Origin of the sequence: Aeromonas sp. 2HA2 (assembly GCF_029237345.1) — a bacterium.
GTDB lineage: Bacteria > Pseudomonadota > Gammaproteobacteria > Enterobacterales > Aeromonadaceae > Aeromonas > Aeromonas salmonicida.
This window is the reverse complement of the sequence record NZ_JAACGB010000019.1, coordinates 1-25,017: the sequence shown is the minus strand read 5'-3', so window position 1 is coordinate 25,017 and position 25,017 is coordinate 1. Positions and strand designations below refer to the sequence as shown.

20 protein-coding genes and 1 pseudogene are annotated in these 25,017 nt (G+C 58.8%); 9 read left to right on the top strand and 12 right to left on the bottom strand.

The window, feature by feature from the left end; translation table 11 throughout:
- Positions 1–14: 14 nt before the first annotated feature.
- Positions 15–764 (bottom strand): HAD-IIA family hydrolase, encoded by a 750-nt coding sequence (locus GWQ29_RS19410; RefSeq protein ID WP_058395458.1) that lies wholly within the window; start codon positions 762–764, stop codon positions 15–17.
- Between the two features lie 219 nt (positions 765–983).
- On the opposite strand from GWQ29_RS19410, the gene GWQ29_RS19405 reads away from it, so the two are divergent.
- On the top strand, positions 984–2,003 hold the full coding sequence (locus tag GWQ29_RS19405; RefSeq protein ID WP_275920116.1) for an adenosine deaminase: 1,020 nt from the start codon (positions 984–986) through the stop codon (positions 2,001–2,003).
- A gap of 101 nt (positions 2,004–2,104) precedes the next feature.
- Here the strand turns inward: GWQ29_RS19405 and GWQ29_RS19400 are convergent, their stop codons facing one another.
- From GWQ29_RS19400 to GWQ29_RS19390, 3 genes are all read right to left on the bottom strand, one after another.
- On the bottom strand, positions 2,105–3,226 hold the full coding sequence (locus GWQ29_RS19400) for an alkene reductase (RefSeq protein WP_275920115.1): 1,122 nt from the start codon (positions 3,224–3,226) through the stop codon (positions 2,105–2,107).
- A 176-nt stretch (positions 3,227–3,402) separates the two neighbouring features.
- Complete coding sequence (locus GWQ29_RS19395; protein ID WP_212539937.1) at positions 3,403–4,938, bottom strand: TerC family protein; 1,536 nt, start codon at positions 4,936–4,938, stop codon at positions 3,403–3,405.
- Between the two features lie 286 nt (positions 4,939–5,224).
- Positions 5,225–6,151: a cation diffusion facilitator family transporter gene (locus GWQ29_RS19390; RefSeq protein WP_275920114.1), complete on the bottom strand. Its 927-nt coding sequence runs from the start codon at positions 6,149–6,151 to the stop codon at positions 5,225–5,227.
- Positions 6,152–6,320: 169 nt separating this feature from the next.
- Between GWQ29_RS19390 and GWQ29_RS19385 the strand changes: the two genes are divergently transcribed.
- The 6 genes from GWQ29_RS19385 to GWQ29_RS19360 all read left to right on the top strand — a co-directional run bounded on the left by GWQ29_RS19385 (position 6,321) and on the right by GWQ29_RS19360 (position 15,255).
- Complete coding sequence (locus GWQ29_RS19385; RefSeq protein ID WP_275920113.1) at positions 6,321–9,398, top strand: FAD-binding and (Fe-S)-binding domain-containing protein; 3,078 nt, start codon at positions 6,321–6,323, stop codon at positions 9,396–9,398.
- A complete protein-coding gene (locus GWQ29_RS19380; protein ID WP_096118314.1) occupies positions 9,398–9,886 on the top strand; it encodes a hypothetical protein in 489 nt (162 codons plus the stop codon). Before GWQ29_RS19385 ends, GWQ29_RS19380 begins: the two co-directional genes overlap by 1 nt.
- 104 nt (positions 9,887–9,990) lie before the next feature.
- A complete protein-coding gene (locus tag GWQ29_RS19375) occupies positions 9,991–10,452 on the top strand; it encodes a hotdog fold thioesterase (RefSeq protein ID WP_059112204.1) in 462 nt (153 codons plus the stop codon).
- 181 nt (positions 10,453–10,633) lie between these two features.
- Positions 10,634–12,511: a DEAD/DEAH box helicase gene (locus GWQ29_RS19370; protein WP_265462827.1), complete on the top strand. Its 1,878-nt coding sequence runs from the start codon at positions 10,634–10,636 to the stop codon at positions 12,509–12,511.
- Positions 12,512–12,899: 388 nt separating this feature from the next.
- Positions 12,900–13,328 (top strand): molybdopterin-binding oxidoreductase, encoded by a 429-nt coding sequence (locus GWQ29_RS19365; protein ID WP_236091731.1) that lies wholly within the window; start codon positions 12,900–12,902, stop codon positions 13,326–13,328.
- A 1-nt stretch (position 13,329) separates the two neighbouring features.
- The gene (locus GWQ29_RS19360; RefSeq protein WP_275920112.1) at positions 13,330–15,255 is read left to right on the top strand and encodes a bifunctional diguanylate cyclase/phosphodiesterase; all 1,926 of its coding nucleotides are present in this window, start codon (positions 13,330–13,332) and stop codon (positions 15,253–15,255) included.
- A 123-nt stretch (positions 15,256–15,378) separates the two neighbouring features.
- On the opposite strand, the gene GWQ29_RS19355 is transcribed toward GWQ29_RS19360, so the two are convergent.
- Complete coding sequence (locus GWQ29_RS19355) at positions 15,379–16,701, bottom strand: Na+/H+ antiporter family protein (RefSeq protein ID WP_111588678.1); 1,323 nt, start codon at positions 16,699–16,701, stop codon at positions 15,379–15,381.
- A 251-nt stretch (positions 16,702–16,952) separates the two neighbouring features.
- Positions 16,953–17,624 carry a ribonuclease T gene (gene rnt, locus GWQ29_RS19350; RefSeq protein ID WP_265422272.1) on the bottom strand — a complete coding sequence of 224 codons (672 nt, stop codon included), beginning with the start codon at positions 17,622–17,624 and terminating at the stop codon, positions 16,953–16,955.
- A 148-nt stretch (positions 17,625–17,772) separates the two neighbouring features.
- On the opposite strand from rnt, the gene GWQ29_RS19345 reads away from it, so the two are divergent.
- Both GWQ29_RS19345 and GWQ29_RS19340 read left to right on the top strand, forming a co-directional pair.
- A complete protein-coding gene (locus tag GWQ29_RS19345) occupies positions 17,773–19,746 on the top strand; it encodes a methyl-accepting chemotaxis protein (RefSeq protein WP_275920111.1) in 1,974 nt (657 codons plus the stop codon).
- 68 nt (positions 19,747–19,814) lie between these two features.
- Complete coding sequence (locus GWQ29_RS19340; protein WP_011898827.1) at positions 19,815–20,690, top strand: OmpA family protein; 876 nt, start codon at positions 19,815–19,817, stop codon at positions 20,688–20,690.
- 72 nt (positions 20,691–20,762) lie between these two features.
- On the opposite strand, the gene gloA is transcribed toward GWQ29_RS19340, so the two are convergent.
- From gloA to GWQ29_RS19310, 6 genes and pseudogenes are all read right to left on the bottom strand, one after another.
- Positions 20,763–21,176 carry a lactoylglutathione lyase gene (gloA, locus tag GWQ29_RS19335; protein ID WP_005310643.1) on the bottom strand — a complete coding sequence of 138 codons (414 nt, stop codon included), beginning with the start codon at positions 21,174–21,176 and terminating at the stop codon, positions 20,763–20,765.
- A gap of 102 nt (positions 21,177–21,278) precedes the next feature.
- Positions 21,279–21,920, bottom strand: coding sequence for an endonuclease III (gene nth, locus GWQ29_RS19330; protein WP_265422275.1), 642 nt, complete (start codon positions 21,918–21,920; stop codon positions 21,279–21,281).
- An 18-nt stretch (positions 21,921–21,938) separates the two neighbouring features.
- Positions 21,939–22,697 carry an electron transport complex subunit E gene (locus GWQ29_RS19325; RefSeq protein ID WP_275920110.1) on the bottom strand — a complete coding sequence of 253 codons (759 nt, stop codon included), beginning with the start codon at positions 22,695–22,697 and terminating at the stop codon, positions 21,939–21,941.
- A 73-nt stretch (positions 22,698–22,770) separates the two neighbouring features.
- Positions 22,771–23,403, bottom strand: a complete 633-nt coding sequence (gene rsxG, locus GWQ29_RS19320) for an electron transport complex subunit RsxG (protein ID WP_275920109.1) — start codon at positions 23,401–23,403, stop codon at positions 22,771–22,773.
- A gap of 34 nt (positions 23,404–23,437) precedes the next feature.
- A complete protein-coding gene (gene rsxD / locus GWQ29_RS19315; protein ID WP_265462832.1) occupies positions 23,438–24,490 on the bottom strand; it encodes an electron transport complex subunit RsxD in 1,053 nt (350 codons plus the stop codon).
- 3 nt (positions 24,491–24,493) lie between these two features.
- A pseudogene (locus GWQ29_RS19310) lies at positions 24,494–25,017 on the bottom strand (electron transport complex subunit RsxC); the annotation flags it as partial.

Here is a 25,017-nt window from a genome sequence, read left to right as displayed (position 1 = left end):
CTCCTGTGATCACATCAGACGATATCGATATCCACGACTGAGTCGAAGATGTGGTTCGGGCGAAACGGCATGCGATCGATATCCGCGACCTTGCTCACCCCTGACAGCACCAGCACGGTTTCAAGACCGGCCTGGAAGCCCGCCAGAATATCGGTGCGCAGGTTGTCGCCGATGATGATGGTGTCGTCGGAGTGGGCCTCCATCCGGTTCAATGCCGCGCGAATGATCCAGGCGCTCGGCTTGCCCACATAAAACGGCTTCTTGCCCGTCATCCGCTCTATGGGGGCGCAGAGGGCGCCGCAGGCTGGATGCATCATGGGGCCATGGGTATCGGGGTTGGTGGCGATGAAGCGGGCCCCCTGATCCACGAACTTGGCCCCCAGCTGCATCATGGTCCAGTTGTAGTTGCGGGTCTCGCCCACGACCACGAAGTCGGGGTCTATGTCGGTGATGGTGAAACCGGCCTTGTAGAGCTCGTGGGTCAGGGCCCCTTCGCCAATCACATAGGCCTTCTTGCCATCCTGGCGTTTGAGAAAATCGGCTGTGCCCATGGCGGAGGTGTAGAAGCACTCCTCCGGCACTTCGATCCCGGCGGAGCGGAAGCGGTTTTGCAGATCTTTCTGGGTCTGGGCCGGGTAGTTGGTGAGGAACAACAGCTTGGTGCCCTGTTCCAGCAGGCGATGGACGAAGCGGTCGGCACCGGGGATGAGATCGTTGTTGTGCAGAATGACGCCGTCGATGTCACAGATGACGCTTTTTTTCATGGGAACTCCTTTGTATAGGGCACAAGAGTGAACGCGGGGCGGACGCCAACTCTTAATATCTTCAATCAGTTATGTTGTTTTTGTGACGCCATTATAAGTCGGTTTGATGACAAGTCTCCCCCTACCAGGCGAGATAGGTACACAATGAAAAGGGAGAGGGAAGGGATCCGCTCTGCAAGTGGCAGGTCTCGCTGTCTGTGTGCTGATGGAGCCGTCATCATGGATAACTTTATTGCCGGTTTGCCCAAGCTGGAGTTGCACCTGCATATAGAGGGGTCACTCGAGCCGGAGCTGATGTTTATGCTGGCCGCCCGCAACGGGGTGGTGCTGCCCTGGTCCGACGTGGGGAGCGTGCGCGCCGCCTATGACTTTGACTGTCTGCAATCCTTCCTCGATCTCTACTACCTTGGCGCCAGCGTACTCATCACAGAGCAGGATTTTTTCGATCTCACCTGGGCCTATCTCAAGCGCTGCGCCGTCGACAAGGTGGTACATGTGGAGATCTTCTTCGACCCGCAAACCCACACCGCCCGAGGTATCCCCTTTGCCACCGTGCTGGGGGGCATAGAGCGGGCGCTGCAGGCGGGGGAGCGGGAGCTGGGTATCAGCTGGCGGCTTATCATGAGTTTTCTGCGTCATCTGAGTGAAGAGGCGGCGTTCGCCACCCTGGACGATGCCATGCCTTTTCTCGCCCGCATTCACGGCATTGGTCTCGATTCGGGGGAGAAGGGCAATCCCCCCGCCAAGTTTGCCCGGGTCTTTGCCCGTTGTCGCGAGCTGGGGCTGCCTGTGGTGGCCCACGCAGGTGAAGAAGGGCCGGCCGAGTATATCTGGCAGGCCATTCATGAGCTGCAGGTACGCCGCATCGATCACGGGGTGCGCTGCGTCGATGATCCCGACCTGCTGCGTTATCTGGCCGATACCCGGTTGCCGCTCACCGTCTGTCCCCTTTCCAATACCCGTCTGAGAGTGTTTGAGCGAATGGCCCATCACAATGTGCTGACCCTGCTGGAGCAGGGGCTGTGCGTCACCATCAACTCCGACGATCCCGCCTATTTTGGCGGCTACATGGCAGCCAACTTCCACGCCCTGGCCCATGATCTTGGCGCCAGCATGAACCAGCTTTGCCGCTTGTCGCTCAATGCCGTCGAGGCGAGCTGGCTCAGCCTGGCGGACAAGGCGCGGCTGACCCGGGAAATAAGAAGCTACGCCGCCTGTTATGGCGTTGCTCTCTACTGACGTCTGGCTCGCTGACGCCACACCCCAAAAAACGCGCCCGCATCAATAGCGGGCGCGTTTTACTGTGCGGCTTTGTGACCGAGGTGGGCGGCTTTTCCGTCTCAGGCTGACTGCGTCTCGGCTAGCGCCTGATAGGTCGGGTAGTCGGTCAGTCCCTTCTCACCACCGCCAAAAAGGGTCGCCGGATCGTGGGGGGCGAGGGGGTAGCCGTGGCGCAACCGGTTCGGCAGATCCGGGTTGGCCACGAAGGGACGACCAAAGCCAATCATGTCGGCCCAGCCCGCCTTGAGGGCGGCACGCGCCCGCTCACCGTCATACTTGCCCGCATAGATGAGGGTGTTGGGGAAGGCATCTCGCAATCCCTGCTTGAAGTTTTCCGCCATCAGGGGCGCATCGTCCCAGTCTGCTTCGGCGATATGCAGATAGGTGACGTCCAGTTCACCCAGCAAGCGAGCGGCGGCCAGATAGGTCTCTTGCGGGTTGGCATCAACGGTGCCGTTGAGGGTGGTGAGCGGTGCGAGCCGCACTCCGACCCTGTCCGCCCCGATTTCGGCACTGACCGCTTGTGTCACCTCTTTGAGGAAACGCAGGCGATTTTCCAGCGAGCCACCGTAGTTGTCGGTGCGGGTATTGGACTCGGAGTCGAGGAACTGGTTGATGAGGTAACCGTTGGCAGCGTGCAGCTCTATGCCGTCAAAGCCGGCGTTCAGGGCATTGCGAGCCGCCTGGCGGAACTGGCCCACTACCGCATCTATGTCGCTCTGGGTCATGGCGCGCGGGGTTGTGGTCTCGACAAAACCGGGAGCATCGCTGCCGTTATCGACAAATACCCGCACCCCTTCTGCTCTGATGGCAGACGAAGAGATGGGCTTGGCCCCGCCAATATTGTCAGTATGCGTGACGCGCCCCACGTGCCAGAGCTGGGCAAAGATGGTGCCCCCCTTGGCGTGGACTGCATCGGTCACCCCCTTCCAGCCCGCTACCTGCTCGGCGCTGTGGATCCCGGGGGTCCAGGCGTAGCCCTTGCCCAGCGGGTCTATCTGGGTGCCTTCGCTGATGATGAGGCCGGCCTCGGCGCGCTGGGCGTAATAGGTTGCCATGATGGCGTTGGCCACGTCACCGGGCTGGCTGGCACGGGAGCGGGTCATGGGGGGCATGACGATGCGGTTGTTAAGGTGCAACTGGCCCAGACGCAGCGGGCAGAACAGGTTGTCGTGGCTCATTTTGTGTTCCTCATGGTGGATTGAGGCCACTCTAGCCCTGCTTTTATTTGTGAAAAAGAGGGGTAATTGCAGAAAAGAATTGCACTTGATGCAGCAATCAAGCGTCAAGCGGCAAACAGCCATAAAAAAGAGGGCCGCTTGGCCCTCTTTTTTGGTTGGTGGTGCGGTTCGTGTGATCAGGGAGTCAACGGTGTGACCCGCACCCGTTCGATGCGACGCTCGCTGACTTCGATCACCTCGAAATGCAGCTGCTGCAATTGCAGCTGCTGGCCCGGAGTCGGCAGTGTGCCGAAGTGGGAGAGCAGCATGCCCGCGAGCGTCACGTATTCATCGCTGTCACTCACCAGCCCCTCGTATTCCAGCACCTGCTCCACATGGTGGATGTTGGTACTGCCATTGATGAGCCAGCTCTCGCCATCAGGCACCATGTCCGGGGTTTCGTCTTCATCAGGCAGCTCGCCGACGATGGCTTCCAGCAGATCGTGGGTGGTCACCAGGCCCTGGATGACGCCAAACTCGTCGGCGACCAGAATGAGGCTGCCTTTGGCCTTGCGCAGCTCTGCCAGCAAGCGGATCACGTTGATGGTCTGGGGCACGATAATGGGGTCATTCTGTTTGGCCAGCTCTGTCAGGGACTGCCCCTCGTTGAGGGCAAACAGCAGATCCCGCGCCTTGAGCACGCCTATGACCTCGTCCAGATCGCCGTCACAAACCGGGAACAGGCTGTGGGGTTCCCGTTGCAACACGGCACGGATCTCTTCGACCGAGTCATTGACATCGATCCACGCCATGTCGGAGCGAGGGGTCATGATGGTGCGGATGGATCGATCGGCAAGGGACAGTACCCCGGTCACCATGTAGCGCTCCTCTTCCCCGAAGCTCAGCGGCTCGGGTGTCGGTGCATCCAGATCATCATCCGGCCTGTCCTGATACGCCTTGCTGCCCATCAGTTTGAAGATGGCGGCAGTGGTGCGCTCGCGCAGGGGCAACTTGGCCTCATGACGCTCTGCGCTGCGCTGGGACAACTGGTTGAAGAACTCGATAAGCACGGAGAAACCGATGGCCGCGTAGAGGTAGCCCTTGGGAATATGGAAACCGAACCCTTCCGCCACCAGGCTGAAGCCTATCATCAGCAGGAAGCTCAGGCAGAGCACCACCACTGTGGGGTGGGCGTTGACGAAGCGGGTCAGCGGCTTTGACGCGAGCACCATCACCACCATGGCGATGGTGACGGCCGCCATCATGACCCAGAGATGTTCCACCATGCCCACTGCCGTGATGATGGAGTCCAGCGAGAAGATGGCATCCAGCACCAGGATCTGGGTGATCACCACGCCAAAGCTGGCATAGACGCCGACCGGGCCATCTTCTGGCTGTTTGGATTCCAGCCGCTCATGGAGCTCGGTGGTGGCCTTGAACAGCAGGAACAGGCCACCGCCCATCAGGATGAGATCCCGACCGGAGAAGGCAAAATCACCGAGGTGAAGGATGGGGGTGGTCAAGGTGACCAGCCATGACATCACGCTGAGCAGGGCCAGGCGCATCAGCAGCGCCAGTGACAGGCCTATGATACGGGCACGATCCCGCTGGGCGGGGGGCAGTTTTTTCACCAGGATGGCGATGAAGACCAGGTTGTCTATCCCGAGCACGATTTCCAGAATGATCAGGGTAAACAGACCAACCCAGATGTGGGGATCCAGCAGCAATTCCATGTAATGACCTCAATAAATACAGACAGAGCGGGTATCAGTCACGGCAACGGTGGCCGCGGCAGTGCAAGGCAATGGCGTTATTCAGAGGCGCTGATGAAGCAGGTAAAGACAGAGTTTGACAGGAAGAAACGAAAGGTAACTTCGGGGGTTGTCCATGATGGGCAATAAAACCTCAGGTTAAAAATGAGCCCTGATGATAGCGAGAATCGGCGCTTTGGCAAGAGCAGGGCGATGAAGATGTGATGACGCAGGGGAGGCAGCCTGGCTGCACTCCCCCTGTGGGTCGTTACAACCAGCGTTTTTCGCGGGTGAAGCAGACCGAGAGCCAGGCATCCCCCAGGGTATCTCCGAGGCGTGACCAGAGCTCCTGGCGCAGGGCATCCTGGCGCTCGACAGGCCACTCCTGCCCCGGTGCCACCAGTATGTTCAACTCCAGATCGAAGCGACGACCGCTCTTGGCCAGATGGCTGTAGCACTCGATGCCATGGCGCTGGCGCAGAGCTTCAATTTCGCTTGCGACCCGCTGGGATACATCTCCCTTGGGGGCAATCTTCAACACTTCTCGCAGATTGCGGCTCAGCACCTTGATGGGAATGAGGGTGGCGCACAGGGCCAGCAGAGAGACCAGCATGGGGTCTATGTAACGGTTGTATTGACCATGGCCCATGGCATCGAGGCCCATGGCGACCAGAAAGCCCACCAGCAGGGTGGCGCTTAAAATGGTGTCGACCAGCCACTCTTCGGAATCGACGCGCACCAGCTCCGAGTTGAACCGCTTGGCCATTCGCGCCTCGACAACATAGATAAGTGCACACAAGAAGGTGGAGATGGCGGCGCAGATGAGGGCGTGACCGAGATCTATCTCGCGACCACCGGCCAGCAGTGACGTGATGCCGCTGTAGAGGGCGCCGAGACAGAGCAGCAAAATGATGATCCCGTTGATGACGTTGGCAATGGGCTCGAAGTGAGCGTAGCCATACTGAAAGCGGTCATCTGAGGGGCGGGTAACCAGATAGGCGGTAACCAGCCCAAGGCCTGTCATGCCCATGCTGAACAGGCTGAAGATGCCATCGAGCATGATGGCGTGGGAGCCAACCAGCAGACCATAGCCAATCCCGAAGAGGGCAAAGGCGATGCTGCCGAACAGTGACAGGGTCAAGGCCTGTTTCTCTGTGGTAATAAACGTACTGATAACATGGCTGTGGTGAGCCATAACAATCCTCCTTTCAAATGGTGAATATTGCCAAGCGTAAGCGGTTTTCTAGCTGATATACTGCCCGCTCACATGTGAGCAGACTGGCCCTGATACCCGCAAAGAGGCAGCCAGGGCAGTCTTTGTCGCCGGAGTGCCGGCATCAAGCAAAGGATGGGAACAAGGATTCATGATCCCGAGACTCGATTACCAGGACAGTTTGTCACCTACAACCCTGCAGTTTCTTGAGTTGCTGGCGCGATCAGCATTTCGTGGTGATATCGAAAAGTCTTATGCAAGCCGGTTGGCGATGGCGACGGATAACAGCGTCTATCAGGTTGTACCTCAGGCGGTGCTCTATCCGCGCAGTGCGGATGACATTGCAGTGATGCTCAAGTTGGCACGGGGGCCCGAGTACGCAGCCTTGAGTTTCTTCCCTCGCGGCGGCGGTACCGGCACCAATGGCCAATCCCTGGGCGGCGGCATTATCGTCGATCTCTCCCGCTATATGAACCAGGTCATGGAAATTAATCTGGAAGAGGGCTGGGTGCGCGCTCAGGCCGGGGTGGTCAAGGATCAGCTCAACGCCTACTTGAAACCCCATGGTTATTTTTTCTCGCCGGATCTCTCCACTTCCAATCGCGCCACTCTGGGCGGCATGGTCAACACCGATGCCTCCGGGCAGGGGTCGCTCGTCTACGGCAAAACCTCGGATCACGTGCTGGGCTTGAAAGCCGTGCTGGAAAACGGTGACATCATGGTCACAGAGCCGGTCAATGGCTCCCGTCTTGAAGACAAGCTGGCCCTCGAGAGTCGGGAAGGGGAGATCTACCGCACCCTGTATCGCATCGGCCGCGAGCGACGCGCCGACATCGAAGCCACTTTCCCCAAGCTCAACCGTTTTCTGACCGGTTACGATCTCAAGCACCTCTATGCCCCCGACACCGACACCCTGGATGTGAGCCGGGTACTGTGCGGCTCGGAAGGCTCCCTGGGGTTCATCACCGAAGCCAGGCTCAATATCACACCCATCCCCCGTTACCGGACCCTGGTCAACGTCAAGTACGACAGCTTCCCCTCGGCCCTGCGCAATGCCCCCTTTATGGTGCAGGCGCAGGCCCTGTCGGTGGAGACGGTGGATTCCCGCGTGCTGGGACTGGCCCGTGCCGACATCATCTGGCACTCGGTCAAGGCGTTCATTGAGGACGTGCCCGGCAAGGATCTGCAAGGGCTCAATATCGTCGAGTTTGCCGATACCGACGAGCAAGAGCATCAGGCCAAGGTGGCTGAATTGTGCCGGCGCATCGATGAGCTGCTGGCGCAAGGGGAGGCGGGAGTTATCGGCTATCAGGTGTGCAGTCACCTGCCGAGCATCGAGACCATCTACGCCATGCGCAAGAAGTCGGTGGGGCTGCTTGGCAACGCCGAAGGGCGTAAAAAACCGGTGGCCTTCACCGAAGACACGGCCGTTCCCCCTGAGTCGCTCGCCGATTTCATCATGGAGTTTCGCGCCCTGCTCGACGGCCACGGCCTCGACTACGGCATGTTCGGCCACGTCGATGCGGGGGTATTGCACGTGCGTCCCGCGCTGGACTTGTGCGACCCCGAGCAGGAGGTGCTGCTGCGCCGCATCTCGGATCAGGTGGTGGCGCTCACCGCCAAATATGGCGGCTTGATGTGGGGGGAGCACGGCAAGGGTTTTCGCTCCGAATACAGCCCCGCCTTCTTCGGCGAGCTGTGGGAGGAGTTGCAGCGGGTCAAGGGCGCCTTTGACCCCGACAACCGCATCAACCCGGGCAAGATCTGCATGCCTTATGGCAGCGGAGCTCCGCTTGTGTCAGTGGATGGGCCCAAGCGCGGCAAGTTCGACCGCCAGATCCCCATCGCAGTGCGGGAAAGCTATACCCGTGCCATGGATTGCAACGGCAATGGCCTCTGTTTCACCTTCGAAACCGACTCCCCCATGTGTCCTTCGGTCAAGATCAGCAAAGACAGACGTCACTCTCCCAAGGGGCGTGCCGGCTTGATGCGCGAATGGCTGCGCCAGCTGGCGGAGCAGGGCTTTGATCCCCTGGCCGAAGAAGTTGCGCTGCAATCGGGTGGCCTGCGCTTCAAGGCGATCGTCGACAAGTTTCGCAACACCCTGGCCCGTGCCCGTGGCCAGTATGACTTCTCCCACGAGGTGATGGAGGCGATGGAGGGGTGTCTGGCGTGTAAAGCCTGTACCAGCCAGTGCCCCATCAAGGTGGATGTGCCCACTTTCCGTGCCCGTTTCATGCAGCTCTACCACAGTCGCTATCTGCGGGGCCCCAAGGATTACTTCGTTGGCACAGTGGAGAGCTATGCGCCGCTGCTGGCCAAGGCGCCGAAACTGGTCAACTTTTTCCTGGAAAAAGAGTGGGCCCAGAAGGCGACCGAGAAGAGCATCGGCATGGTGGATGTGCCCTTGCTCTCGGTACCGACCCTGGCCGAATCCCTGCACGACAACAAGGCGCGCTATTTCGACTTGCCGGGCCTTGAGGCCATGAATGCCGAGCAGCGTGCCAGAGTGGTGCTGATCGTGCAGGATCCGTTCACCAGTTATTACGACGCCCCCGTGGTGCGGGACTTGGTGAAACTTGCCAGCAAGCTCGGGCTGCAACCCTATCTGCTGCCATTCAAGCCCAACGGCAAGCCCCAGCACGTTAAGGGGTTCCTGCGTGCCTTCGCGCGCACCGCGGCCAACAGCGCCCAGTTCCTCAACAAGATAGCGGCGCTGGGTATTCCCATGGTGGGAGTGGACCCTTCTCTGGTGCTCTGCTATCGCGACGAATATGCCAAGGCCCTCGGCGCGGCCCGTGGCGATTTTCAGGTGTTGTTGCCCCAGGAGTGGCTGCTTTCTCTTCCGGCCGACACCCTGCCCCTTGCCAAGCCCACCGCGGATGTCGATGAAAAAGGAGAGGCTGAGCCCTGGTATTTGTTTGCCCACTGCACCGAGAAGACGGCCAAGCCCTCGACTCACGGTGACTGGGGCACCCTGTTCAGCCGCTTCGGTGCTCGTTTGCAGCCTGTCTCTGTGGGTTGCTGCGGCATGGCCGGTACCTATGGCCACGATGCAAAACAGGTGGAGAATTCCAAGGGGATCTATGGTCTCAGCTGGGCAGAGCCCCTGTCGAGGTTGCCCAAAGATCGCTGTCTGGCTACCGGTTATTCGTGTCGCAGTCAGGTCAAGCGGATGGAGGGGGAGAAACTCAAGCATCCGCTGCAGGCGTTGCTGGAACTGCTCTGATGCTGACTTTTCCCAAGCGCTTTCGGGTGCCGCAAGCCTACCGGCACCCGCACTTCCTGCTGTTGCCAGCCACCCCGGCTCAGGCCGTGGTGGAGTTTGTGGCCATGCAGCGTGAACGGGAGCAGCTTCATCAACTGTTTCGCCCCCAGGATGTCTGGCCCTCTGACCAGTTCAGCCTGAGCCAGCATGAGGGGGATCTGGAGTGGCAGCAGGCCGAGTTTCTGGCCAAGCGCTCCTTTTCCTATGGCCTGTGGAGCCCGGATCGGGAGTTGCAGTTCTGGGGAGGCGTCTATCTCTACCCCTCGGTATTGCCGGAGGTGGAAGTGGAGCTCTTCTTCTGGAAGGTGGCCGACGCGCCGCTGACCGATGCCGAGCTGGAAACCGAGCTGCGTGCCTGGCTTGGCAAGGCATGGCGCTGGTCTGCACCGCGCCTGCCCGGGCGTGATACGCCTTGGAGTGAGTGGCCTGGCGTCACCTATCCCTGGTAATGCGATTATTTCCATGGGGCCTTGCCGCTGTGCTGCCGGGCCCCATCTTTGCTTCCTGCCGATTGTTTCAACCTGTTTCTCACCTCAGAGGAGTCACTACCCCCATGAGTCACGATACTGCCCCTATCTGGCGCAAGCCCATGAGTCTGGAAGGGCTCAATGCCTCGTCGCACAACACCCTGATGGCCCACCTCGATATCATCTACACGGATGTTGGCCCCGACTGGCTCGAAGCCACCATGCCGGTGGACCATAGAACCCATCAGCCCCTTGGCATGTTGCACGGCGGCGCCTCTGTAGTGCTGGCGGAGACGCTCGGGTCGCTGGCTGCCAATATGGCGGTCGGGCCGGATAGCTACTGTGTGGGACTGGAGGTGAACGCCAACCATCTGCGCGCCAAGCGGGAAGGGGTGGTCACAGGACGTTGCTCGCCCCTGCATCTGGGGGCAAGGACCCAGGTGTGGCAGATTGAAATTCGGGATGAACGTGGGCGTTTGTTGTGCACCAGTCGGTTGACCATGGCGGTGCTCAAACACAAGCGGGACAAGGACTCCAGCGGGGAGTGACCAGCAATAACGCACCAGTAGTGCAAAATAAGCAAGCCATAGTCGCGAGATCCCTCTATAATTGCCAACGTCTTGAGAGGCCTATCACATTTTTCAAGACAGCAGAACAAAGTGGCGCTATAATCGCCGCCTTTTTGCTATTCCGCGGTGCTTAGCCGCCTGCCTTAATCTGGAAGAATCTATGTCTGATACCGAACAACTGCCCCTTTTTAGTGAGCTTGGACTGGCCGCGCCTGTATTGAAAGCGCTGCAAGACGTGGGCTATGAGCGCCCGTCACCGATCCAGGCCGCAGCAATTCCCCACCTCATGGCGGGACACGATCTGCTGGGGCAGGCGCAAACCGGTACAGGGAAGACCGCTGCTTTTGCCTTGCCTCTGTTGTCTCGTCTGGAAGCTGGTAACCGCAACACCCAGGTTTTGGTGCTGGCTCCGACCCGTGAACTGGCCCTGCAAGTTGCCGAGGCGTGCCAACGTTACGCCAAGCACATGCCTGACTTCCACGTCCTGCCCATCTACGGTGGCTCCTCTTACGAAACCCAGACCCGCGCCCTGCGTCGCGGTGCCCAGGTTGTCGTGGGTACTCCTGGCCGTGTGATGGACCTGATCCGTCGCAAGAACCTGGATCTTTCCGGTCTGAAAGCCCTGGTGCTGGACGAAGCTGATGAAATGCTGCGCATGGGCTTCATCGATGACGTGGACTGGATCATGGAACAGTGCCCGAGCACCCGTCAGGTTGCTCTCTTCTCTGCCACCATGCCGGACCAGATCCGTCGTGTTGCCCAGAAGCACCTGAAGCAGCCCAAAGAGATCAAGATCGTCTCCAAGACCTCCACTGCACCGACCATCCGTCAACGCTACTGGCAGGTAACCGGTCTGCACAAGCTGGACGCCATGACCCGTCTGCTGGAAGTCGAGCCGTACGAAGCCGTACTGGTCTTTGTGCGTACCAAGAACGCTGCCGAAGAGCTGGCTGGCAAACTGGCCGCTCGTGGCCATGCTTGTGAAGCGCTGCACGGTGACATCCCGCAGAAGCTGCGTGAGCGTACCGTTGACAAGCTGCGTCAAGGCCAGCTGGACATCCTGATCGCCACCGACGTTGTCGCCCGTGGTCTGGACGTCGAGCGTATCACCCACGTGGTGAACTACGACATTCCTTACGATACCGAATCCTACGTTCACCGTATCGGCCGTACCGGTCGTGCTGGTCGCAAGGGTGAGGCCATCCTGTTTGTTGCTCCCCGCGAGCGTCGTATGCTGCGCGCCATCGAGCACGCCACTCGTCAGGCCATCGAGCCGATGAAGATGCCGAGCACCGAGGACATCAACCAGCACCGTATGACCAAGTTCAAAGAGCGCATCCGGGAAACCATGATGGGCGAAGAGCTTGAGCTCTATCTGAACCTGGTGAACGAGCTGATCGAAGAAGATTCTGCCGATCCGCTGGAACTGGCTGCCGCCCTGGCCAAGCTGGTACAAGGTGATCAACCGCTGCTGCTGGATGACTCCATCCCTGAGCCGCAGTTCAGCAGCAATGATCGTGGTGGTCGTGATTTCGAACGCCGTGACGGTGGCAGTGATTTTGCTGACCGTGGTGATCGTCCTGCCCGTCGCATGCCGTCCCTCGAGCCGCGTCCGTTGAAAGACAACCCGGATGTCGAGATGGAGCGCTACCGCGTAGACGTGGGTGCCCATCACGGTGTCAAGCCGGGCCAGATCGTGGGCGCTATCGCCAACGAAGCGAACATCGAGAGCCGTTTCATCGGCAACATCGATATCGCTGATGACTTCTCCACCGTCGACCTGCCCAAGGGCATGACCGCCGATGTACTGGAAGTGATCAAGAAAGCTCGTGTTTGCCAGCGTCCGCTGATGATCAGTCGCTACACAGAGGTGCCGGCTGGCAGCAATACTGCTCCCCGTCCGCCCCGCAGCGATCGTCCTTTCAACAAGGATCGCCGCCCCAGCGGTGACCGTCCGTTCAACAAGAGCGGGGAGCGCCGTGAAGGTGGCTTCAACAAGGATCGCAAGTTCGGTGGCAACAAGCGCCGCGACAGCTAAGTCCTGATTGCATTGATAAAAAGGCCGCTCATCGAGCGGCCTTTTTTGTGCCTGCCATTTGGGGTCGGGCATCGCGGCCTATCCTCAGTCGCTATTCATCGGCGTCACAGAAAAGAGATGAGAGTCACAAGAGCATTTAAATTTATCGATGCGGTTGCTGCATGGGGAGCGTCGATGCCATGCTTCTGGAGTCATTCGGAAGCTACTTGGAGCAAGTGATTTCTTGAGTGAACCCAGATAGCTACGACTTTGGTCTGAATTCATACCCTATTGTTTGTATGTAAATGGGCAGAGTGAGATTAATAAAACGAACAGTATTACATGGAGGTTCATTATGGGTGGATGGTTTGGTCGGGGGCTTCTGCTATGCGGGTATCTTGTGTCAGCAATGGCTCTGGCAGATGACGCGTTCCTGAAGATTAAGGGGGATGGCTGTTGTGATGGCAAAGGGGAGGTGGTGCTGACCCGTGCCGAATTTGAGGCCTTGCCGCAGACAGAGGTCAAAACACATACCCCCTGGACCGAGGGTCACCATACCTATCGGGGAGTGCTGCTGCGAGATCTTGTCAGGATATACGGTCTCAAGAGCCTGGAGGTCAAGGCTGTTGCCATCAATGATTACTGGGCATCGGTACCTCTAGAAGATGGGCAACTGTACCCGGTGCTGCTGGCCGAGAAACAGGATGGCAAGGTGTTGACCTTGCGCAACAAGGGGCCGCTCTGGATTATTTATCCCCTCTCTGAGTACCCCGAGCTCAACAAAGAGGTCTATCACAGCCGCATGGTGTGGCAACTGACGGCACTCGAGAGCAAATAACATGCTGCGCGGCAAGTTTCTTAGCCTGATCCTCATGGTGACGACATTTTTGGGCGTCGCTATCTGGTCAGTCTGGAACTATGACCGCGCTTTTAATGCAGTGACTCGCTACACACAACTTTCAGCTTGGGCCTTGGCGCAACTGGAGCTGGAGATCCACGCGTTTGACGAAGCACTGTTGCTCTATCGTGCCGGTGCCGTCAGCCAGGAGGAGATGAACAAGCGTTTTGATATTGCCTGGAACCGGCTCGACGTGTTTCTGCATGGGGAGGAGGCCAGGTCTGTCAGGGAACGCTTCGGGGCTGGCAAGGCGGCTGGCAAGATCATGGCCTTGTTCGAGCAGTATGAGCAGGATGTAATAAGTGGAGGACATGACTCGAGTCCACTCGCCCATTTCTCTGATGAATTGAACCGAGATTTGGTGGCTATCCGTAATGTCATGGTGAAAAATTTCACCGGCCCCTCGGCCATTGCCCAGCGAGAGTTACTCAATGATTCAAGAACTCAGAATTTTGTCATCCTCGCTTTTTTGATGCTGGCGACCATGGTGATGCTGCTGGTGCTGTTTCGCGAGGTGCGTCATCAGCACTTTCTGGCTTGGAATGACACAATGACGGGTCTGCCAAACCGGGCTGCGCTTATCAAACACCTTAAACATCTCAAGCAGCGTGCAGCCCATCGAGGTGGGGGACGCAGTATCACTGTTTGCGTGGTGGATCTGGGGCACTTTAGGGAGGTAAATGACAGTCTGGGTTATGAGATCGGCGATGCCTTGCTCAAGCAGCTGGCCGAGCGGATCCGTAATACGTTGACCGCCGGGATCTTTGTTGCTCGAACCGGTAGCGACGAGTTTGCCATCGTTATTTCTGGTGTTATGCCTACTTACCTGCGTTTCCCGTTTCTGGAACAGTTGCGTAGTGAGCTTGCTGAGCTGGCATTTGCGGCAGATCCTGCGCATAGGGTGCGAGTGTTCATGGGCGTCAGTCAATATGCCAGGCCTGTCAATACACCGGAGGAGATGCTGCTATTTGCCGATATCGCGCTCGACAGCGCCAAACGGCGGCGCTTGCATCGGTATGTCGTTTTCTCCAGCAGCATGTATCAACACTATCTGCGTAACCGTAGATTGTCGGCCGAGCTTCGTGCGCTCATCTGTTGTATCGATTGTCAGCAGCTCAGTCTCTACTATCAGCCGATTGTCCGCGGGCAAGGCGCTGTAAGGCTCGGTGCGGAGGCGTTGATCCGCTGGCGTCATCCGGAATATGGCTTTATCCCTCCACTTGACATCATCTCACTAGCTGAAGAAAACGGATTGGGTGAGGATCTAGGTGTGTGGATTTTCATGCGTTTGCAACACGATCTGGCTATTTTCCCGAGCGATCTGATAGAACCGCTTGAAATATCGGTCAACCTTTCCAGCTCTATGTTCAACATGGGACTGGCTGCAAATGTAGAAGCGAAGACAAGCGAGGGACCGCTGGGGTTACAGCAGTTGATCGTAGAACTGACCGAAACCATTGCGCTGGACGATATCGAGCTGAGCAAGCAGATAATCCACTCCTTGCGCCAGATCGGGGTGCGGGTGGCTCTCGATGACTTCGGGACCGGTTGGTCATCTTTCTCATATTTGCGCGAGCTTTACTTCGACAAACTTAAGATCGATAGATCCTTCATCACTGCCATCGACAGTGATACGCGTCAGGCGCTGTTTGTAGAAGCCATTACCACGCTCTCGCATCAACTCGGGGTGCGGGTGGTGGCAGAAGGAGTGGAAAATAGTAATGAACTCAATGCAGTATTGAACATCGGGGTAGACGAAATTCAAGGGTATTTTTACTCTAAGCCTCTTCCTTTACAGGATTTTTTACTGTTCTGTCATCGCTATTTTATCAATCGGGCCATTATGCAGGAGGTGGTGTTGGGCTAGCTAGCGCTATTACCGCTTTCCCCACAATGTCACTGTTGCTCCGTACCATGTTGATACCACTCCTTTATCAATGAAAAGGCGACCCCGAGGTCGCCTTTTGCGTGTCTGCTGCTTGTTCGAGCGCTAGAGCACCATGGCTGCCACCCAGCCAAAGAGGATGAGCGGGATATTGTAGTGAATAAAAGTGGGCACCACGCTGTCCCAGATATGGTCGTGCTGACCATCGACATTGAGACCCGACGTGGGGCCCAGGGTCGAATCCGAGGCGGGTGAACCTGCATCCCCCAGTGCACCGGCGGCGCCGACCAGGGCCATGGTCGCCATGGGGGAGAAGCCGAGGTGGATACAGAGCGGCACATAAATGGTGGCTATGATGGGCACAGTGGAGAAGGAAGAGCCTATCCCCATGGTGATCAAGAGACCAACCAGCAGCATCAGGAAGGCGGCGAGGCCTTTTTGATCCCCGATCACCGCAGAGACGGATTGCACCAGGCTCTCCACCCCCTGGGTCGCCTTCATCACGGCGGCGAAGCCGGCGGCTGAGATCATGATGAAGCCGATGAGGGACATCATGCGCACGCCCTGGGTGAAAGCGTCCTGGCTCTCGCGAAACTTGATGACACCGCCACAGGTGAAGATGACAAAGCCCGCCAATGCACCCAGCACTATGCTGTTGGTCATCAGCTGCAGCCCGAGGGCGACGGCGATGGCCAGCAGGGCAACCCAGATATGGTTGAGATTGAGCTCGGTGGATTCGGGCTCGGCGGCCAGGATCTTGTCCATGTCATACTGGCGTGGCTTGCGGTAGGTGATGAACACGGCGACCAGCAGACCAAGGAACATCCCCAGCACAGGGATTGCCATGGCCATCGGCAGCTGGCCAAGCTTGACCGGTACCCCGTTGTCGATCAGGTTCTTGGCCAGTATGTTGTTGAGGAAGATGCCACCAAAGCCCACCGGCAACAGCATATAGGTCGCGGTCAGGCCGAAGGTGATGACACAGGCCACCTGGCGGCGGTCGACTTTCATCTTGGCCATTACATGCAGTAGCGGCGGGATCAGGATCGGAATAAAGGCGATGTGGACCGGGATCAGGTTTTGGGAGGCGACGGATACGCAAAGGACGGCGCCGAGCAGCAGTGTCTTGACCCAGAGGATGCGCGAGCTGCTGGCATCTTGCCCCAGCTGGTTGATCACCTTGCGGGCCAGCAGGTCGGTGATCCCTGAGCGGGAGATGGCGACCGCAAAAGCCCCCAGCATGGCATAGGAGAGAGCGATCTCTGCGCCACCGCCCAGGCCACCACTGAAGGTGCTGAGGGTGTCGGCCAGGGACAGGCCACCCAGCAGGCCACCTACGATGGCACTGATGGAGAGCGAGACCACCACATTGATCCGCAGCAGGCTGAGCACCAGCATCAGCGAGACCGCGACAACAACAGGGTTCATGTGACTTCCTTTTAATGGTTATTGGTTGTCTGTCTTTTGAAAGGCAGTTAGTTTGCGAAAATCACGACAAATGTCGAGTAAAAAATCAGGCAATTGGCCTGTGAGACGCATCCCCGCAGGGTTGGGGTGAGCGAGGGGAGCAGAGCGGTTGAAAACTGTGCTGTCCGGGTCTGCCTGCCATTCTGGTCAAACCACGTTGATGCCGTATCCCAATAGAAGAAGGCTGCCATGGCAGCCTTCTTGCTCGTTGCTTATCCCGCGTGTTCGTTCGCGTCATCGACGGGGGCATCATCCAGGTGGGCTGGCGGCCAGCCACCCAGGCTCTTCCAGCGGTTGACGATATGACAGAACAGCTCAGTGGTGCGTTCGGTGTCATAGAGGGCCGAGTGCGCCTCTTTATTGTCAAACGGGATGCGAGCGCTCTGGCACGCCTTGGCCAGCACTGTCTGACCAAGGGCCAGGCCGGAGAGGGCGGCAGTGTCGAAGGTGGCAAACGGATGGAACGGATTGCGCTTGAGGCCGGCCCGCTCGGCGGCGGCCATGACGAAGCCATGATCGAAGGTGGCGTTGTGGGCCACTATGATGGCGCGGTTGCAGTCGCTCTCCTTCATCCCTTTGCGAATGCCCTTGAAAATCTCGGTCAGCGCCTCTTTCTCGCTGACGGCGCCGCGCAGCGGATTGAAGGGGTCTATGCCGGTGAACTCCAGCGCCGCCTTTTCCAGGTTGGCGCCTTCGAACGGCTCGACGTGAAAATGAAAGACCTGATCGGGAGCGAGCCAGCCATCTTCATCCATCTTGAGGGTATAGGCGGCGATCTCCAGCAAGGCGTCTGTCCTGGCATTGAACCCGGCGGTTTCAACATCGATGACGACGGGGTAAAAGCCACGAAAACGGCCCTTGAGAGTGTGTACAGCGTCGGTCATGGTATCTCGGTCGGCGTGAAATGAGGCGGCATTATGGCAAAAAAGCCAGCCTTTGTCCCTCATCAGCAGCCATGAGACGGGCGTCTGATTCTATTCTCGGCACTCGTACTTATAATTGACCACTTCAACAATGGAATGGGGAGAGGGGATGAACAAGCTGGGATTGGCACACAAGATGTTGCTGGTGGTCTGCCTGCCACTGCTGGCCTTGCTGTTTTTTTCTGGCCGATACGTGTATGAGCGTTATCAGGTCGAGCAGGAGATTGGCCAGGCACAAGCGGCACTCTATGTCGTGCGGGAGGCGGCGCAACTGGCCCACGAGCTGCAAAAGGAGCGCGGCATGTCGGCAGGTTTCCTTGGCTCTGGTGGCAACAAGTTTCGCGACGCCCTGCCTGCCCAGCGCAAGCTGGTCGATACCCTGCTGGTCCGTTTTCACGAGGATCCCGCCTTGCTGGCGTTGGGAGAGGTGCAACAGGCGCTGACCGGGCTCACCGCCATGCGTGAGCGGGTCGGCGCGCTGGGGGTTGAAGTGGCCGAGCAGGTTGGCTTTTACAGCCGTCTTATCAGCCAGCTGCTGGCCGTGGTGGACCAGGTCAGTCTCAACAGTCAGGATGCCACCATAGCGCTGCAGACCAATGCCTACGCCGCCTTCTTGCAGAGCAAGGAACGAATGGGGCTGGAGCGGGCAACCCTGAGCAATGTGTTCGGCCGTGACCACTTTACCCCCGCGTTGTTGCAGCAATTCATCTCCCTGCTGGCGGCCCAGAATACCTATCTCGAGCGTTTCCAGGCGGTGGCGAGCCCGTCACAACGTCAACTGCTGGCCGACAGTCTGACCTCTCCCGTGGTAGCCAAGGTCGCCGCCATGGAGCAACTGGCGCTGGACAAAGCCACCTCAGGCGGCTTCGGGGTCGATGCCGAAGCCTGGTTTGCCTTGAGTACCGACAAGATAGGTCTGCTCAAGGAGAGCGAAGATCGCCTTTATCAGCAGTTGTTCGAGCGGGTCGAGCAGATGCGAGCAAAGAGTGCCAGCGACTTCTGGTGGGCGGCGCTCGGCGTGCTGTTGTGCGTTGCGTTGACCACCTTCGTCTGCTGGCGGGTGGTGCGAGATCTGCACCTGGGTTTTATGGCGTTGCACCAGACCTTCAAACGGCTGGTACAGGAAAATGATCTGACGGTGCGGGTCAACTGGCGGTCCGGTGACGAACTGGGTGCCCTGGCGCAGGATCTGAACCATTTTCTCGCGCACCTTGAGGGGCTGTTGCTGGCGGTACGCCGTTCCTGCGAGGTGCTGGCCCGCAGCGCCGCCACCTCGGCAGACGTGATCGCCGAGGTGAATGCTGGCGTCGTCAAAGGTTTCGGTCAGGTGGATCTGGTGGCGACGGCAGCCACCGAGATGGCCTCGACGGTGGCCGAGATTGCGCGCAATGCAACCCAGACGTCGCTGGCGACCCAGCAGGCTATCGGACGTGCCCGTCAGGGCGACAAGGAGGTGGATCAGACCATAGACGCCATCCAGCTGGTGGCGGGCACTCTGGCCAACACCCAGCAACTGGTGGATAGCCTGTATCAGGATACAGAGTCGGTCGGTGAGGCGCTAAATCTCATCAAGCAGATCTCGGATCGCACCAACCTGCTTGCCCTCAATGCAGCCATAGAGGCGGCCCGGGCCGGTGAATCTGGTCGTGGTTTTGCCGTGGTGGCGGAAGAGGTAAGGGCACTGGCCTCTCGCACCCAGCAGGCTGCAGAGGACATAGAGCGGATGTTGTCCCGATTGCGTCAGGGGGCGGATCAGGCGGTCACGGCCATGCATCTGGGCACTGAGCAGGCGGGTTTGAGCGTGACCGAGGCCAAGCGGGCGGGGAGCGAGCTGAGCGACATAGTGAGCGAGGTGCGCAAGGTGAGCGACATGACTGCCCAGGTGGCCACCGCGACGGAGGAGCAGCGCTACGTCACTGACGATATCCAGCACAATGTGATGACCATACGCGAGGTGTACGAAGCTCATCGCCTGCACTCTGAAACCTTGCAGCAAAACAGCGCCGAGCTGGATCTGCTGGCTCGCGAGCTGGCGGGTCGCATTGCCAGCTTCAAGCTGATGGATCGTCCTGCCCCCCACTGAGTGCTTTGCCCTAAAGCTTGCCCTGCCCCTGCCGATACCTAACGTGAGATCGTGTGGAGGGCAGGCACTTGAACGCTTGGATAGTCGGGTTGGTCAGCATATCAGTGAGTATGCAATTACAGGCGGGGGTTACCGAGTTTGGTGCCGGCCTGGATCAATCCGTCTGGCGTTTGACTTCGGATACGCAAGTGGAGTGCCGCCTAGAACACCCTATTCCCAACTGGGGGACGGGGGCTTTCGTCAGCCGAGCCGGTCGCAAGATCAATCTGGATTTCGAACTCAAGGGGCTGCGACAGCAAGCCCAGACCCAGACGGTCAGTCTGGGGATTATGCCGCCACTCTGGCGTCCCGGTGTTGCCGGGCGGGAAGTGAGCCAGTTGCGCTTTTACCAGCAGTTTGATGGCTTGGTGGAGGGGCAGACTGCCTGGACCATGCTCGATGAGCTGGAGGGTGGCCGCATGCCAACCTTCCAGTATCGTGACTGGTACCGTCAGAACCGGCCGGTGCGGGTCTCCCTCTCATCTGTCAACTTTCGGGTCAAGTACCAGGCCTTTGTGGATTGCCTGAGTGGATTGTTGCCCTATAGCTTCAATGACATCGCCTTCAGCGTGCTCTCCTATGACAAGAACAGCGATCAGCTGTCACTGGCCTCCCGGCGGCGACTGGCGATGATCGGCGAGTATGTGAAGGTCGACAAGAGCATAGATGTGGTGGTGATCAACGCCTACAGCGACAGTTATGGCGGCCGTTGGCCTAACCAGAAACTCTCCGAGAAGCGGGCCGATGCCATCAAGAAGGTGTTTGTGGATCTGGGGATCGATCCGGGCAAGATCTCGGTGGAAGGGCACGGCGAGAAGCGCCATGCCACCTCCAACGAAACCGAGGATGGTCGCGCCAAGAACCGGCGGGTGGTGATCAATATGGGCCGCAATGGCACCATCTGATAACCTGCACACTGACATGAAAAAAGAGCGCCGCAGCGCTCTTTTTTATTGGGCGTAGCCTGAGGCATTGCCTCAGAAGCTGTCACCCAGGCCGCTGCCGGCATCTTTCTTGGCGATAAGTTCAATCTTGTAACCGTCTGGATCTTCCACGAAGGCGATGACAGTGGTACCGCCCTTCACTGGACCTGGCTCGCGGGTGATCTTGGCACCGGCGGCACGCAGGGCGTCGCAAGTGGCATAGATGTCGTCCGCTTCCAGCGCAATATGGCCGTAGGCCGAGCCCAGTTCGTACTCGCTGACACCCCAGTTGTAGGTGAGCTCGATGACGGCTTCGTCTTTCTCGTCACCGTAGCCAACGAAGGCCAGGGTGTATTTGTATTCGCTGTTTTCGCTCTTGCGCAAGAGTTTCATACCCAGCACTCGGGTGTAGAAGTCGATGGAGCGTTGCAGATCGCCAACACGCAGCATGGTATGCAGAATTCTCATTGCTCAGTTCTCCGGGTAGATATTTGTACTCACACAAGTCTTGGATGATACAGGAATCGCAGCAGAAGTTTGCGGGCTGTAGCGTACAGCCTGCGTGCTGCCTTATTCCTGTGGATAGACTTTTTCTTTGTATTCACACAAGTCTTCGATGATACAGGAGCCACAGCGCGGTTTGCGAGCCAGACAGGTGTAACGGCCGTGCAGGATCAACCAGTGGTGTACATCCAGCTTGAACTCGGCAGGCACCACTTTCAGCAGTTTCTCTTCCACCTGATCAACGTTTTTGCCCACCGCGAAGCCGGTGCGATTCGACACCCGAAAGATGTGGGTATCGACGGCGATGGTGGGCCAGCCAAAGGCGGTATTGAGCACCACGTTGGCGGTTTTGCGACCCACACCGGGCAGCGCTTCCAGCGCTTCGCGGTTCTCCGGCACCTCGCCGCCATGGCGTTCCAGCAAGATGGCGCACGTCTTGATGACGTTTTCGGCCTTGGTGTTAAACAGGCCTATGGTCTTGATGTACTGTTTCAGCCCATCCACCCCGAGCGCCAGTATGGCGGCCGGGGTATTGGCCACCGGATAGAGCTTGTCGGTGGCCTTGTTGACGCTTACGTCGGTGGCCTGGGCTGACAGCAACACGGCAATCAAGAGCTCGAAGGGCGAGGTGAAGTTGAGCTCTGTGGTGGGATGGGGATTGTTGTCCCGCAGTCGCTCCAGGATCTGCCTGCGTTTCTGGTTGTTCATGGTTTCTCACGTCTCAGATCAGAGCTGGGTGGCGCGCACACCCGCCACAGACACACTGCTATCGGCAAGGGGGGCGGTTTGCTTGCGATCACGCCAGTCATTGATGGCATTCTTGCCGGCGATCATCAGGCCTAGCCCGATAAAGCCCCCCGGTGGCAGGATCGCCAGCAGCAGGCTGGCATCGGCATGAAACAGCTCGATGCGCAAGGACTTGGCCCAGTCACCCAGCAGCAATTCGGCGCTGTCAAACAAGGTCCCCATGCCGATGATCTCCCGCAGGCCACCCAGCACCAGCAGCACCAGGGTAAAGCCCAGCCCCATCATGAAACCATCCAATGCCGCCAGCAGGGGCGGATTCTTGGAGGCATAGGCTTCGGCCCGGCCTATGATGACGCAGTTGGTGACGATCAGGGCGATGAAGATACCGAGCGCCTGATAGAGGCCATAGGTATAGGCATTCATCAGCAGCTGCACGCTGGTGACCAGGGCGGCGATGATCATCACGTAGATGGGAATGCGAATGTCCTTGGGCACTAGGTTGCGCACCAGAGAGATGGCAAGGTTGGAGCTCACCAGCACCGCCATGGTGGCCAATCCCAGTCCGAGCGCATTGGTAAAGGTGGAGGAAACTGCCAGGGTAGGGCAGAGCCCCAGCACCTGCACCAGAGAGGGGTTGTTCTTCCACAGCCCTTGCAGCATCAGCTCCTTGAGCTCTTCACGACGGCCCTTGCCCTCACTGATCGGGGTCTGGTCATCCAGTGTATGAGAGTGTTCCATTTATCGGCTCCGGCTGAGATGGCACATGGATATGCATAGCACATCAGTCTGTTTCATATGTGTGGGCCCAGGCTTATGGCGTGGGGTCGCACGGAGGGGCATCACGCAGCAACTCAGGGTGCGTTTGCTCCAGCAGCAGCAGGTTTTTCACTGCCTTGACCACGGCGCGGGGGGTGATGGTGGCGCCGGTGAAAGCATCGAATCCGCCGCCATCTTTTTTCACTGCCCAACTTGCCTCGTTGTCGCGGCTGAGGAACTTGCCGACAAAACTGTCTATCCAGCTCGATTTCTTCAGCTCTATCTTGTCACCCAGGCCCGGCGTCTCGTTGTGGGCCAGCACCCGCACAGCACTGACGCTGCCCTTGGCATCGGTACCGACGATGAGGCGAATGGCCCCACTGTAGCCGTCGGGTGCCACGGTTTCCAGCGCATAACCCGTGGTCTCGCCTTTCAGGGTTGCAGTGTAGAGCGGCATGGCCTGATCGCTGCCCAGATAGGTTTTGCTCTGTACCAGCTTGCAACTGGCCACCAGGTCGTTGTCATAGCTTCCCTCTGGCAACAGGGCGGAGAGGGTACGCAGCTTTTCCAGCTGCTGCTGATGGGCGATCCTGTCGCGGGTCAGCTCGTTGGTCAGCACCACAACGGCGGTGCAGGCCAGGGCAAACAGTGCTAGCGTGACGCCGTTTTTGCGCATGCTCTTTAACATTGGATACTTCCTGAGAGTGAGGTTTGCGCCGGAGTCATTTGCGACGGTCTCCATAGACCTTGGGACGTGTCAGGCTGTCAATCAGCGGCACACACAAGTTGGCCAGCAGCACGGCGAAGGCGAAGGCATCAGGGTAACCGCCAAAGCGACGGATAAGGTAGACCAGCACGCCGATCAGTACGCCATATACCAGCCGGCCGCGGGGCGTGGTGCTGGCGCTGACCGGATCGGTAGCGATGAAGAAGGCCCCCAGCATGGTGGCCCCGCTGAACAGATGGAACATGGGGGTGGCGGTGGCATCCGGCGTCATCAGATAACCCAGGGTTGCGGCCAGCAACAAGGAGCCCAGGATGGCACCCGGAATACGCCAGTTGATCACTTTTTGCTGCAGCAGGAACAGGCCGCCCAGCAGGTAACCCAGGTTAACCCAGCTCCAGCCGATGCCGCCCCAGCCCTCGAATACGGCGTGACTCATCACTTCACCCGTGGTGAGCCCCTGATTCAGCCCTGTCTTCAGGGTATCGAGTGGGGTAGCCATGGTGAGGCCATCCACCCCCTGCTTGAGCTGCGCCATGCTGTAGCCATCCAGGCTGAAGCCGGTAAAGATGACGGACGCTGCATCGCCAAAGCCGATGTCATAGGCGCGAATGGTGTCTGGCGGCAACCAGCTGGTCATTTGCACGGGGAAGGAGACCAACAGCAACACATAGGCCACCATGGCCGGGTTGAACAGGTTTTGGCCCAGGCCGCCATAGAGGTGCTTGGCGATGATGATGGCAAAGGCGGTACCCAGTACCAGCATCCACCAGGGCAGCAGGGGGGGCAAAGAGAGGCCAATCAGCACGGCGGTCAGGGCGGCACTGCCATCCATCAGGGCGGGCTTGATGGGGCGGCGGCGCAAGCGAAGCACCAGCGCCTCGGCCCCCAGCGCCGTCACCAGCGCCAGCAGGATCTGGATGAAGGAACCCCAGCCAAAGAACCAGGTCTGGGCCAGCAGGCCGGGCAGACAAGCCAGGATCACCAGCAACATCAGGGTTTGGGTCTGTTTGCGGTTATGGGCAAACGGCGCACTCGCGATATTGAACATGGATCAGTGGCTCTTGTCTGGCGATGGAGAAGGTGACTGTGCTTGGGGGGGCAGGCCTTGTGCGGCAGCCTCTGCTGCCAGCTTCTTGGCTTTGGCCCGTGCGATGGCGGCGGCAATGGCTGCCTTCTTGGGGTCGACCTCGGCAGTCGCCTGTGTGGGTTCGTTTACCGGCTGGGCCTCGTTAGCCATAGCCTCAGGCTGGGCGACGTTTTCATCCGCCGCTTGCGCGGCTTTTTTTGCCTTGGCCCGAGCGATGGCGGCGGCAATGGCTGCTTTCTTGGGGTCGACCTCGGCAGTCGCCGGTGCGGGTTCACCGACCGGCTGGGCCTCGGTAGCCGTTGCCTCGGGTTTGGCGATGTTTTCATCCGCCGCTTGCGCGGCTTTTTTTGCCTTGGCCCGAGCGATGGCGGCGGCAATGGCTGCCTTCTTGGGGTCGACCTCGGCAGTCGCCTGTGTGGGTTCGTTTACCGGCTGGGCCTCGTTAGCCATAGCCTCAGGCTGGGCGACGTTTTCATCCGCCGCTTGCG